This window comes from Streptomyces sp. NBC_00582, from assembly GCF_036345155.1.
GTDB lineage: Bacteria > Actinomycetota > Actinomycetes > Streptomycetales > Streptomycetaceae > Streptomyces.
Map to the genome: position 1 here is coordinate 9,130,915 of NZ_CP107772.1, position 12,956 is coordinate 9,143,870.

A 12,956-nucleotide genomic window follows, 5' to 3' on the forward strand; every position below is an offset into this window, starting at 1 on the left:
TCCCGCGTCCAGTCCCGTCAACCGGGCTCACCTGGGCGCATGCCCCTGCCGGGCATGATGGGCGCAAGCGGTACGACAGGGACGGACGGAGACGGATCGGTGCCGGAGTGGGACGGGACGGCGACACGGCTGATCGGCAGGGGCGAGGAACTCGCGCGGCTCGACGCGGTGATCGCCGGCCTCGGACGGGACGACGCACCCGCCGTGCTCGACATCACCGCGGACGCCGGCATGGGCAAGAGCCGACTGCTGGGCGAACTGCGCGCACGGGCCCGGCGGCGCGGACTGACCGTGCTCGGCGGCAGGGCCACCGAGTACGAGCGGCACACCCCGTTCCAGCCGTTCACGGACGCCTTCGCCGACGCCGATCCCGCCTTCCTCGCCTCCGGAGCCGTACCGGAGGCGGCCGCACCGGTGCTGTACGGGATGGGCGACCCGGCCTCCCGCCCCCACGGCCGTGACCGCTTCGGCCTGCACCGCGCCGTCACGGACGTACTGAAGGGGCTCGCTCGGCCGCGCGGTCTGGTGATGGCGCTGGACGACCTGCACTGGGCGGACCCCGCGTCCCTGGAACTGCTGGACCAACTGATCCGGCATCCGGTGCGCGGACGGGTGGTCCTGGTCGTCGCCCGCCGGGAACGGCAGACCCCGCATCCGCTCGCCGCCGCCCTGACCCGCGGCGTCGACAGCGGAGCCGTGCTGCGCACGGTGCTGGGGCCGCTGCCCGAGCGGGAGGCGATCGAGGCGCTCGCCCCCGACCTGGCACCGGACGACGCCCACCGGATCTACACGGCCGCCGAGGGCAACCCGCTCTACCTGCGGTGCCTCCTGCACGCCCACCGGCACGGCGGATCCCCGTCCGCCACCGGCGCCCCGGCCCACGGGACCACGCTCTCCGGGGTACCGGTCGGGCTGGCGTCGCTGCTCCTGGACGAACTGACCGCGCTGACCGAGGAGGAACGCCGGACCGTCGAGGCGGTGGCGGTCCTCGGGGACCACGCCACCCCCGCCATGCTGCGGCTGACCGCCGGAGGTCCCACGGCGGACGGACCCGACGTCCACACCGGCACGGCCCTCCGGCGCGATCTGCTGCGCATGGGGTCCGACGGCCGCTGGACCCTGCGCCATCCGCTGCTGCGGGCACTGGTCTACGAGAACACCGCCGCGCCCCGTCGCGCCGACCTCCACCGCGCCGTGGCGGAGGAACTGGCGCGCAAGGGCGCCTGCGCCGCCGAGCGCGCCCACCACGTGGAGCGGTCGCTGACGGAGTGGAACCCGGTGCAGGCGGCCGTACTGACCGAGGCCGCCGCCCAGTTCGCCCACACGGCCCCCGCGACCGCCGCCCATCTGCTGGACGTCGTCCTGCGGCTCATGCCGGACACACCCGCCCACGCGGGCCGGCGCGGCGAGCTGACGCTGGCCCGCGCCCGGGCGCTCGCCATCGGCGGCAGCCTGCGTGAGAGCCGGGACCTGCTCCACACCCTGATCGGCCGCTCGGGGCCGGCCGACGCCGCGCTGCGCGGGGACGCGACGGCGCTGTGCGCCATGATGGAACGGCACCTGGGGCACTCCCCGGAGGCGACCGCCCTGCTCCAGCGGGAACTCACCCGCGACCCCGAACCCCGTCAGGCGGTCTCCCTGGGACTCGCGCTCGGCATGGCCGCCCTGAACACCGTCTCCTACCCGGCCGTCCGTGACGACGTCCAGCAGACGCTCGCCGTGGCCCGCTCCCACGACGATCTCATGGGAGAACTGGGCGCGTTGGCGCTCGCGTCGCTCGGCGAGGCCTACGAAGGGGAGACGGCCGCGGCCCGCCGGCTCGCCGACGCCGCCGCCGCGCTCGCCGACGGACTGACCGACCCCGATCTCACCGAACTGTCCGAGGCGCTGGTCTGGCTGGCCTGGGCGGAAGCCGTCCTCGAACGCTACGCCGACGCCGAGCGCCACACCGCCCGCGGACTGGACATCGCCCGTCGCGCGGGACAGGTCCACGTCCTGCCGCACCTGCTGAGCGCGCGGGCCTTCGTGCATCTCAACACCTGCCGGCTGCCCTCCGCCCTGGAGGCGGCCGAGGAGGCGGAAACCGTCGCGCGCGCCGTCGGCAGCAGCGACCTGCTCGCCCTCACCCTGAGCTTCAAGGCGCTGATCCTCCTCCTGCGCCGTCCCCTGGGCGACACCCAGGCCCTCGCGACCGCCGAGGAGGCCGTGGCCGCCGCCGGCACCAGCCACCACTGGTGGGCCTCGCTGGCCGGATGCGTGCTCGGCCACACGGCCCTGGTGAGCGGCGACCCGCACCGGGCCCAGGAGGCCATCCTGCGGGCGGGCGGACCCGAACTCCTCGGCCTGCAGCCCTCCACACGCCCCGGCCAGCTGGACACGCTCGTCGCCACCGCGCTCGCCACCGGCGACACCCGACGGGCCGAACGCTGGGCCGCCCGCGCCGCCGAGGAGGCCGAGCGCATCGGGCTGCACGGCCAGCGCGGGGCGGCCCTGCGCGCCCGGGCCGCCCTCGCCCAGCACCGCGGCGACCCCCGCACCGCCGCACACGACTTCGAAGCCGCCGCCCAGGCCTACGCGCCCTCCGGCGCCACGCTCTGGGAGGCGTACTCGCTGCTGCTGGCCGCCACCCAGGCCCGGGCCGCCGGTGACGTCCCCCACGCCACCGTGCTCTGGGAACGGGCCCGCCGCCTCGCCGACGACGGAGGCGCCCGCCTCCTGACCGACCTCGCGTCCCTCATCCGCCCCGGCACCGAGGAACCCCCGCCGGCACCCACCGAACTCGACCGACTCACCGCGCGGGAAAGGGAGATAGCCGGGCTCGTCGCCGAGGGGCTGAGCAACCAGGCCATCGCGACCAAGCTGTTCCTCAGCCGCCGTACCGTCGAGACCCATCTCTCGGCCATCTACCGCAAGACATCCGTCCCGTCCCGCTCCGCCCTGGCCGGCCTCATGACCCGCGCCGCCCTCGACCGACACCCTTAGGGCCCTTCTGACGGATCTCCGCGGCGTCCACGGAGATCCGTCAGAAGGGCCCTGGCGGTACGGCGACCCCCCGGTCCGGCGGCCACGTACCCTCCCGGGTATGACGGACGACGAAGCCACGCGCGCGGCGCGGCTGCTGGAGGCCCAGGCGAAGGCCGTACGGCTCTTCGAGGAGATCGAGGAGCGCGGACTCGTCGCGCCGGGCCGGGGGGAGCGGGCGGTCAGCGACCGGATCCGGGATCTGGCGAACGACCTGTTCGGCACGACCCGGCACTGGCACAAGCGGATCGTGCGCTCCGGCCCGAACACCCTGCTCCCCTACAAGGAGAACCCGCCGGACCGGGTGATCGGCGCGGACGACCTCGTGTTCGCCGACTTCGGGCCGATCTTCGAGGAGTACGAGGCCGACTTCGGCCGGACCTTCGTCCTCGGCGACGACCCGGTCAAGCACCGGCTGCGCGACGACCTTCCGAAGGTCTTCGCGGCGGGCCGGCGGTTCTTCGAGAGCGACCCCGGCATCACCGGCGAGCGGCTGTACGCCGAGGTCGAGCGGCTCGCCGCCGAGGCCGGCTGGGAGCTGGGCGGCTGGCACGCCGGGCATCTGGTCGGCGAGTTCCCGCACGAGTGGATCGACGGCGCGGACGTCGAGTCGTACATCACCCCCGCCAACGCCACCCCGCTGCGCCGCACCGACAAGGCGGGCCGCCGCTGCCACTGGATCCTGGAGATCCATCTCGTCGACCGCGAGCGGGGCTTCGGCGGCTTCCACGAGGAACTGCTCACCCTCTGACCGGCACCCTGCCGCCGTACGTCCGCCGCCTCCCGCTCCCCGAGGCCTCGACCGTGCGGTGGGCACGGGCCGCCGGGCTGTCGCCGTGTCTGCTCGAGCACCCTCCTGCTCCGTCAACGGCCGCCCGGCCGCACACCGTGCCGGGCCCCGGCATCCCGCACACGCTCCCGTGCGGCGGAGCAGGGTCACCGCCCGTCCGGTCCCCTTCACCGCGCACCCGCCCCGGACGCCGTCCAGGATGAAGGATGCGCGTCCCGCACCGGCCGCCCACGGACGCGGCGTCACGAGTCGGTCGTCCGGGACCGCGGCCACCCCGAGTCTCCCGATCAGGGCCTCGGGCTGCCACAGCGCGGTGCGGCGGACGCCGGCCGGCTCGCGCCACACCGTGCCGATCTCCCTGCCGTGCGGGGTGGTCGGCAGGGGTGCCGGCGGTTCACGTGCGGACCGGATGTATTGACTTTAATTGACGACAGTGAAAAATACGAGACATCGGTTCCCGGACCGACCGCCCCGACCGAACGGAGCCGCATCGCCATGGAGCCCGACCTGAGCACGTACCGGCCGGAGGGCGACAACGCGATGTACCGCCTGCCCGGCGGCATCGTGGCCCCCGTCGTCACCCGCGGCGGCCTGGAGGACGCGAACACCGCCGACTCGGGCGGGGCCCTCCCTGTCTCGGGCGTGAGCAGTCGGCACACGCCCGCCACCCGACCGCGGTTCGGCGAGAGGTTCGAGGACCACGTCGACATGCAGGAGGGCGACCGGGTCTTCGTCGCCGACCTGCCCGACATCGCCGACGCCGAGCCGCGCGACAGGCTCGACCGATGACGGCGACGCCACCGACCTCGGCCGTCTTCACCGCCGCCGTCACCCTGAAGCCCGCCGAACCCGAGCACTTCGACCTCGCCTTCACCGCCGTCACCCAGCCCTGCCCCTGGCCAAAGGCCTACGGCGGCGACCTGGTCGCCCAGGCGGCGGCCGCCGCCATGCGGTCGGTGACCGACGGCAAGTCGCTGCACTCCATGCACAGTTACTTCCTGCGCCCGGCCGACATCGGCGCAGAGGTCCGCTACGAGGTGGAGGTGCTGCGCGACGGCCGCGGCTACAGCACCCGCCAGGTGCGCGGCCACCAGAACGGCAAACCGCTCTACGTCTGTCTCGCCAACTTCGCGGCGGGCGAGCCCGGTTCGGCCTTCCATGCCACGCTCGCCGAGGACGTCCCCGGGCCGGACGGCCTGCCGACCTCGGCCGAGTACCTCGCACGGCACCCCGACGCCCCCCTGTCCGAGGAGGTCAGGGCCTACTGGTCCGGCGGCCGCAGCTTCGACATGCGGCATGTGCCGGGGCCGGTCTACCTCACCGTCGACGGCGACCGCAGGCCGCACCAGGCCGTCTGGATCAAGCCCTACGACCCGCTCCGCCCCGTCGACGGACTCACCGACGCCCAGCGGGACCTGGCCGCCCTGGCGTACGTCTGCGACTACACGATCCTCGAACCCGTCCTGCGGGTCCTCGATCTGCCCTGGTCCCGGCCCGGGCTGGTCACCGCGAGCCTCGACCACGCCATGTGGTTCCACCGCCCAGGACCGGTGGGCGACTGGCTTCTCTACGTCCAGGAAGCCGCCGCCGCCGACGCGGGCCGCGGACTGGGCACGGGCCGCTTCTTCACGCGCGACCACCGCCACCTGGCCACCGTGGTCCAGGAGGGCATGATCCGCCCCGCCTGACCCGCCCCTTCCCCGGCGGGATCCCGGAAGGACACGTCCGTTGACCCCTCCCTTCCCCGTCCCTCTCACCCCGTCGGCGCACGTCGACACCTTCACCCGCGACCATCTCCCGCCCGCACACCTCTGGCCGACGATCGAGTTCACCACCCCGGAACTGCGCTACCCGGACCGGCTCAACGCGGCGACCGAACTCATCGACCGGCCCCTGGCGCTCCACGGCCCCGACCGCCCGGCCCTGCGCACCCCCGCCGGAGAGGTGTGGACGTACGGCGAGCTGCGCACCCGCGCCAACCAGGTCGCCCAGGTCCTCACCGAGGACCTCGGCCTGGTCCCGGGCGGGCGCGTCCTGCTCCGCTCACCCAACAACCCCTGGACGGTGGCCTGTTGGCTCGGCGTGCTCAAGGCGGGCGGGGTCGTGGTCACCACGATGGCCGCCCTGCGCGTCCGCGAACTCGTCCCCGTCGCCGAACGCACCCGTCCCTCGATCGCCCTGGTGGACCACCGGTTCGCCGAGGACGCCTACGCCCTGCGCGACTCCGTCCTGCCGTCGCTGACGGTCGTGGAGTACGGCGGCACCGGGGGCCTCACCGCCCTGGCGGCGGCCAAGTCCGGCGAGTTCACCGACGTCGACACCGCCGCCGACGACGTGGCCCTGCTCGGCCCCACCTCCGGAAGCACCGGCGTCCCCAAGATCACCATGCACTTCCACCGGGACATCCTGTCCATCGACAACACCTTCGGCCGCCACACCCTCGGCCTGGTCCCCGACGACCTGGTCGCCTGCACCGCGCCCCTCGCCTTCACCTTCGGTCTCGGCATGCTGGTCGTCTTCCCGCTGCGGGCCGGCGCCTGCGCCCTGCTCACCGAGGCCGCCACCCCCCTCCAGCTCGCGGACATCGTCCAGGAAAACGGGGTGACCGTCCTCGCCACGGCACCCACCGCCTACCGGGCCGTCCTGCGCGAGGGAGCCGAGTCCAAGCTGTCCGGACTGCGGATCGGTGTCTCGGCCGGCGAGCACATCCCCCGCTCCACCTGGGACGACCTGCACACCCGCATCGGGCTGAAGGTCGTCGACGGCATCGGCGCCACCGAACTCCTGCACATCTTCATCTCCGCCGCCGCCGACGCCATCCGCCCCGGCGCCACCGGCCTGCCCGTCCCCGGATACCGCGCCGCCGTCCTGGACGTGGACGGCACGGAACTCGGCCCCGGCGAACCGGGCCGGCTCGGGGTCATCGGCCCCGTCGGCTGCCGGTACCTCGACGACACCCGCCAGAAGGACTACGTCCTCGACGGCTGGAACATCACCGGGGACGTCTTCCACCGGGACGAGGACGGCTACTTCCACTACCACGCCCGCAGCGACAGCATGATCGTCTCCTCCGGCTACAACATCGGCGGCCCCGAGGTGGAAGCCGCCATCGACACCCACCCGGACGTCGTCGAGTCCGCCGTCGTCCCCCGCCCCGACCCCGAACGCGGCTCGGTCGTCTGCGCGTTCGTCGTGCTGCGCGACGGCGTCGCCGGCGACGAGGCGAAGGCCAAGGAGATCCAGGACCACGTCAAACAGGTCCTGGCGCCCTACAAGTACCCCCGTGACGTGCGCTTCCACGGCGCTCTGCCGCGCAACACCAGCGGAAAACTCCAGCGGTTCGCCCTGAGCAGGATCATCGAGGCCGAACAGGCCGCCGAACGGTGAGAGACGAACACCCGACATCCACAAGACCCACGTGCCGCGCTGGGCGACCTGGCACCCGATTCGCCCAGCTCGATCCGTGGGTGAACGGCGCCGGCCGGGTGCTCGCCCCGGCTCAGCCGCCCTCCCGGCCCGCCGACACGAGCGTCCGCGCCGGACACGGTCCCGGTGGTGGTGCTCCTGTCCCGGAGGTCAGGCGTAGGGGGTGAGGACGAGGTAGCCGTCGATGCGGCTGAGCCGGTCGGAGGCGGGGTCGGGCGGCAGCGCGTGGCCGAGGTCGCCGGCGCGGACCTCGCTGATCCACTGGTCGTGCTGGTACTCGTGGTTGATCAGCGCGGTCAGCAGCAGGTTTCCGACGACGGCGAGCTGGCCGGGGGCCCCGACGTCGCCGGAGGCGATGGCGCCGATCCGGGCGTGGACGCGCTCGGCGACGGTGTCGCGGAAGGCGGTGAGCCGTTCGACGGTGGGCAGGGCGCCGCGGAACTTCTCCGGGTTCGCCGAGTCCATGAGCCCGTCCAGTCCGGGGTCGGGGCTGGGCTCGGCCGCGGTGAGGTTGCGGACCATGAAGTGGGCCACGTGGGCCTGGTGCCCGAGGTGCCAGCCGATGGCGCTGGAGTCCTCGTGCGGGCGCCAGGTCACCTCGTCCGGGGTGAGGTCTCTCCAGAGGTCGTCGGTGTAGGCGCGGGCACGGTCGTACTCGTGCAGCAGCGCTGTGAGGTCGTGCATGACTCGGCCTGTCTGCTTCGGGGGTGGGCATACGGCAGGCGCCGCGGCGTGCCTGCCAAGGTAGGCAGTGATCGCGGGATCGGGTAGGGGGCGAAACGGCGCCCCGCCACGCCGGCCACGTCGAAGGCGCCCTCGCGGCCGGAGCGCGAGCGGCACAGGCGGTACTGGGGCGCCGACGCGCCGAAATACGGCAGTCGGTCATCCGGCAGTCGGTCACCCGGCCCGGTAGAGGGCGGTGAGCAGCTCGATCGCGGCCGGTGTGGCGGGGTGCGGGTCGTCCCGCCACCAGGCCAGCCGTACGGCGACCGGCTCGGCGTCGCGCACCGGGACGTAGACGACGCCGGGCCTCGGATACTGGTAGGCGGTGGACTCGGCGGTCATGCCGACGCGGCGGCCGGCGGAGATCACGGTGAGCCAGTCGTCGACATCGTGGATCTCCTCGGTCGCCGGGCGGGCGTCCGGCGGCCACAGCTCGGGGGTCGTGGTACCGGTACGGCGGTCGATCAGCAGGGTGCGCTCGGCCAGATCGGCCAGCCGCAGGGAGCGGTGCGCGGCCAGGTCGTCCTCGGCGGACAGAGCGGCGAGCCGCCGCTCCAGACCGACGATGGCCGAGTCGAACCGGCGGTCGTCCAGCGGCCGGCGCACCACCGCCAGGTCGCAGCTGCCCTCCGCGAGACCGGCGGTCGCGGTGTTGACCCGCACCAGGCGCAGATCCGTCCCGGGGTGTTCCTGGACCCAGCGGCGCTGGAAGGCCGCCGTGTGGCGGCCGAGCGCGGACCAGGCGTAGCCGACGCGGAGGCTGGTGTGGCCCGAGGTGGCCTCCCGGACCAGGTCGGCCACCTCGCCGAGCACCCGCCGAGCGTGCGCCACCACCCGTAGTCCGGTCGCCGTCGGCGTGACCTCGCGGGAGGTGCGTCGCAACAGCCTCACTCCCAGGCTCCGTTCGAGCGACGCCAGGGTCCGGGACACGGCCGCCTGGGAGACGCCCAGCGCGATGGCCGCGTCGGTGAAGGTGCCCTCGTCGACGATCGCGACGAGGCAGCGCAGGTGCCGAAGCTCCACATCCATGACTCAAGCGTATGGACCAGGCGGCGAACGCATTTTGTGCATGCGCCACTGAGGCACACGATCGGGACATGCGCGCAGCCTCCGCATCTGCCACACCCCCACGGCGTCCCGCCGTGCCCGTCTTCTCGCCGTCCTCCGCGCCGAAGCCGCCCGGAGGACGACTCGCCGGTGTGGCCACCATGATCGGCAGCGGCCTGTCCAACCAGACCGGCGCCGCCCTCGGTTCCCTGGCCTTCCCCGTGCTCGGGCCCGTCGGTGTCGTCGCGGTCCGCCAGTACGTCGCCGCGATCGCCCTCCTGGCCGTCGGCCGCCCCCGCCTCAGGAGCTTCACCTGGTCCCAGTGGCGTCCGGTGCTGGCGCTGGCCGTGGTGTTCGGGACGATGAACCTGTCCCTGTACACCGCCATCGACCGGGTCGGACTGGGCCTGGCGGTGACCCTCGAGTTCCTGGGTCCGCTGACGATCGCCCTGGCCGGGGCGCGCCGAAGGATCGACGCGTGCTGTGCGCTGATCGCCGCGGCGGGCGCGGTCACGCTCATGCGCCCGCAGCCCTCGACCGACTACCTCGGCCTGGGCCCGGGCCTGCTCGCCGCCTGCTGCTGGGCGTCGTACATCCTGCTCAACCGCACGGTCGGCGACCGCGTACCCGGCGCCCAGGGCTCCGCCGCCGCCTCCCTCGTGTCCGCCGTGTTGTTCCTGCCCGTCGGAGCCCTTGCCGCCCTCCGTCATCCGCCGACCGCGGCCGCCGTCGGCTACGCCGTCGCCGCCGGTGTGCTCTCCTCGGCGGTGCCGTACCTCGCGGACCTGCTCACCCTGCGCCGCGTGCCCGCCCGGGCCTTCGGTCTCTTCATGAGCGTCAACCCCCTCCTCGCCGCCCTCGTCGGGTGGATCGGCCTCGGGCAGAGCCTGGGCGGCCTGGAGTGGGCGGCCATCGGGGCCGTCGTCGCCGCCAACGCCTGCAGCATGCTCAGCCGGAAGAAGGGCTGAGCTGCCCGGGGGGACGGCGAACCGGTCGAGGCCGGCTTCGCCCCGGCACATGCCGCAGTCGGCGCGCCGAGGCGCGGCCCTGGACGTCGTCCTCGGCGCCTACCGAGGAGGCCGCCTGATCGCGTTCCTCGCCTGTGACGAGGCCTCCTTCATCACCGGCCGGCTCCACCTCGTCGACGGCGGCCTGATCCGCCGCCGAAGACGACCGGTGCTTTGTCCCGGCGGGACGCGACCTTCACGGGTGTCGTGGAACTGCCGGATCGGCCCCGGCAGGGCCGTCCGTCGGGCCGCTCAAGCCTGTGGCGAGGCGGGTGCGTGCGGGGAGCGGAGTGTGAGCAGGGTGATCTCGCTGGGGGCGAAGACGCGGAACGGCGGGCCCCAGAAGCCGGTGCCGCGGCTGGTGTAGAGGAGGGTGCGGGGGCCGTGGTGGCTGAGGCCGGCGAGGGCGGGCTGGTCGAGGCGGACCAGATGGTGGAAGGGCCAGATCTGGCCGCCGTGGGTGTGGCCGGAGAGCTGGAGGTCGATGCCGGCGGCTGCCGCCCGGTCGACGAACGTGGGCTGGTGGGCCAGGAGCAGGACGGGGAGGTCGGGGTCCGCGCCGTCCAGGGCTCCGGCGAGGTGGGCGCGGTGGCCCTCCAGGCCGGAGGACTCGGCGGTGACGTCGTCCACGCCGGCGACCACGAGGGTGTCGCCTCCGCGTTCGAGCAGCAGATGGCGATTGCGCAGCGGCTCCCAGCCGAGTTCGTCCATCAGGTCGACCCAGCCCTGGGCCTCGCTGTAGTACTCGTGGTTGCCGGTGACGTAGACGCGGGCCCGGGTGGCCCGCACGGTACCGAGGGGGACGGCCTGGGCGCGACGGCGTTCGGCCGTGCCGTCCGCGATGTCGCCGGTGTGGCAGACCAGGTCGGCGTCCAGGGTGTTCACCGTCTCGCACACCCGTGCCGACCAGCGGGCACGATCGAGTGGGCCGTAGTGGGTGTCGGTGACGAGGACGACGCGCGTGCCGTCCAACCCGGCACCCAGTCGCGGGAGCGGCACGTCGAGTCGGCGCACGCGTGGTACGCGGCGGGCCTCGGCGTACCCCCAGACGAGCAGGACGGCGGTGACGCCGAGGACGGCCCAGGTGACGATGCGGGCCCGGTCCTGGCTCTCGCCGACGCCTGCCACGGTCAGGGCGAGCCGCAGGAGGACGCCGAGCAGCACCGACCAGGTGAACAGAACCCAGATGGCGCCCAGCAGCGTGTCACCCACGATCGCCGCCCGGTCCTGCTGGCGCCGGCCGTGGCCGCGCACCATCGCGAGCGGCATACCGACGAGGCCGAGGACGAACAGGGCGGTGCCGGCCGGCGTGACGGGCAGCGGCCAGTGCTGGCCGCCGTACAGGAGCACCCAGCAGGGCACGGCCCACAGAAGGACGGGGGCGAGCAGAGGGATCCAGCGCATCAGGCGGCGCAGTCGGCGCTGCCGCGGCGCTTGCGCCTCACCCTCGGCGGGCCGGGTGTCGCTGGTGTCGGTCACGCTTCCCCTCCCTGACCTGGCTGCCCTCTCGCGCACTGTATCCCGTCACGGACTTTGTCCTGTGCGTGGAAAAAGTGACACCCTACTCATGCGTAACTACTTCACAGGCTGGAAAATCGTTGTTACGTTCCTCCACAGCCTGACGACGCAGTCGGCGGAGAGAGGAGGGATCGTGCGACGGATGACCGCTCGACCTGAGAACGCGCATCAGGCGCGGCTGCTTCGTCTCCTGCGTGACAACGGGTCCCACTCCCGTGCCCGCCTGGGCGATCTGGTGGACCTGTCCCGTTCGAAGCTGGCAGTCGAGGTGGACCGGCTGCTGGAGACCGGGCTGGTGGTCGCGGACGGGCTGGCCCCCTCCCGGGGCGGTCGGCGCTCGCACAACATCCGGCTGGCGCCGACGCTGCGTTTCCTCGGCGTCGACATCGGTGCCACATCGGTCGATGTCGCCGTGACCAACGCGGAGTTGGAGGTCCTGGGGCATCTGAACCAGCCCATGGACGTCCGGGAGGGTCCGGTGGCGGTCTTCGAGCAGGTGCTGTCGATGGCTGCCAAGCTGAAGGCCTCCGGTGTCGCGGAGGGCTTCGACGGCGCCGGAATCGGCGTCCCGGGTCCGGTCCGCTTCCCCGAGGGCGTACCGGTCGCGCCGCCGATCATGCCGGGCTGGGACGGCTTCCCGGTCCGGGAGGCGCTCAGCCAGGAACTGGGCTGCCCGGTCATGGTCGACAACGACGTGAACCTGATGGCGATGGGGGAGCAGCACGCGGGCGTCGCGCGCTCCGTGGGCGACTTCCTGTGCGTCAAGATCGGTACCGGCATCGGCTGCGGCATCGTCGTCGGCGGCGAGGTCTACCGTGGGACGACGGGCAGCGCCGGCGACATCGGTCATATCCAGGTGGAGCCGGAAGGCCGCATGTGCGCGTGCGGCAACCGCGGCTGCCTGGAGGCCCACTTCAGCGGGGCCGCGTTGGCCGTAGACGCGGAGCAGGCGGCCCGTGAGGGCCGGTCGGCGCAGTTCGCCGCCCGGCTGGAGACGACCGGGCGTCTGACAGCCGAGGACGTCTCGGCTGCCGCGGCGGCGGGCGACGCGGTGGCTCTCGAGCTGATCCGGGAGGGCGGCAAGCGCCTGGGACAGGTCATCGCCGGGCTTGTCAGTTTCTTCAATCCTGGACTGGTGGTGATCGGCGGCGGGGTGACCGGGCTCGGGCACACGTTGCTCGCTAGTGTCCGGACCCAGGTGTACCGGCAGTCCTTGCCGCTGGCCACCCGCAACCTGCCGATCGTGCTGGGGGAGTTGGGACCGGCAGCCGGAGTCATCGGCGCGGCCCGGCTCATCAGCGACCACGTCTTCTCACCGGCCTGACGTCTGCCCGACCCCAGGGGCGACGGAACGTCGCGTGAGCCACTGGAACCCCACGACGTCACCACGACCAAGCGTCCCTGCGACCCCACCGGCGCACCAC

10 protein-coding genes are annotated in these 12,956 nt (G+C 73.4%); 7 read left to right on the plus strand and 3 right to left on the minus strand.

Annotated elements, in window-relative coordinates; all coding sequences use genetic code 11:
• Positions 1-39 precede the first annotated feature (39 nt).
• The 5 genes from OG852_RS41370 (at position 40) to OG852_RS41390 (ending at position 7,198) form a co-directional block, all read left to right on the plus strand.
• Positions 40-2,982: an ATP-binding protein gene (locus OG852_RS41370; protein WP_330350562.1), complete on the plus strand. Its 2,943-nt coding sequence runs from the start codon at positions 40-42 to the stop codon at positions 2,980-2,982.
• Positions 2,983-3,082: 100 nt separating this feature from the next.
• Positions 3,083-3,772, plus strand: coding sequence for a M24 family metallopeptidase (locus OG852_RS41375; RefSeq protein WP_133917531.1), 690 nt, complete (start codon positions 3,083-3,085; stop codon positions 3,770-3,772).
• Between the two features lie 534 nt (positions 3,773-4,306).
• Positions 4,307-4,600, plus strand: a complete 294-nt coding sequence (locus OG852_RS41380) for a hypothetical protein (protein ID WP_133917532.1) — start codon at positions 4,307-4,309, stop codon at positions 4,598-4,600.
• The gene (locus tag OG852_RS41385; protein ID WP_330350563.1) at positions 4,597-5,499 is read left to right on the plus strand and encodes an acyl-CoA thioesterase; all 903 of its coding nucleotides are present in this window, start codon (positions 4,597-4,599) and stop codon (positions 5,497-5,499) included. The genes OG852_RS41380 and OG852_RS41385 overlap by 4 nt, the downstream gene beginning before the upstream one ends.
• A 40-nt stretch (positions 5,500-5,539) precedes the next feature.
• The gene (locus OG852_RS41390) at positions 5,540-7,198 is read left to right on the plus strand and encodes an AMP-binding protein (RefSeq protein WP_330350564.1); all 1,659 of its coding nucleotides are present in this window, start codon (positions 5,540-5,542) and stop codon (positions 7,196-7,198) included.
• A gap of 189 nt (positions 7,199-7,387) precedes the next feature.
• Here the strand turns inward: OG852_RS41390 and OG852_RS41395 are convergent, their stop codons facing one another.
• Both OG852_RS41395 and OG852_RS41400 read right to left on the minus strand, forming a co-directional pair.
• Complete coding sequence (locus tag OG852_RS41395) at positions 7,388-7,921, minus strand: DinB family protein (protein WP_133917535.1); 534 nt, start codon at positions 7,919-7,921, stop codon at positions 7,388-7,390.
• 213 nt (positions 7,922-8,134) lie between these two features.
• Entirely contained in the window at positions 8,135-8,989 is an 855-nt protein-coding gene (locus OG852_RS41400; RefSeq protein ID WP_330350565.1) for a LysR family transcriptional regulator, read from the minus strand.
• A 68-nt stretch (positions 8,990-9,057) separates the two neighbouring features.
• On the opposite strand from OG852_RS41400, the gene OG852_RS41405 reads away from it, so the two are divergent.
• A complete protein-coding gene (locus tag OG852_RS41405; RefSeq protein ID WP_133917537.1) occupies positions 9,058-9,975 on the plus strand; it encodes an EamA family transporter in 918 nt (305 codons plus the stop codon).
• A gap of 291 nt (positions 9,976-10,266) precedes the next feature.
• Here OG852_RS41405 and OG852_RS41410 read toward each other — a convergent pair whose 3' ends face one another.
• Entirely contained in the window at positions 10,267-11,493 is a 1,227-nt protein-coding gene (locus tag OG852_RS41410; RefSeq protein WP_330350566.1) for a metallophosphoesterase, read from the minus strand.
• Positions 11,494-11,674: 181 nt separating this feature from the next.
• Here OG852_RS41410 and OG852_RS41415 point away from each other — a divergent pair, with 181 nt between their 5' ends.
• Entirely contained in the window at positions 11,675-12,856 is a 1,182-nt protein-coding gene (locus OG852_RS41415) for an ROK family transcriptional regulator (protein WP_330351588.1), read from the plus strand.
• Positions 12,857-12,956: the final 100 nt, after the last annotated feature.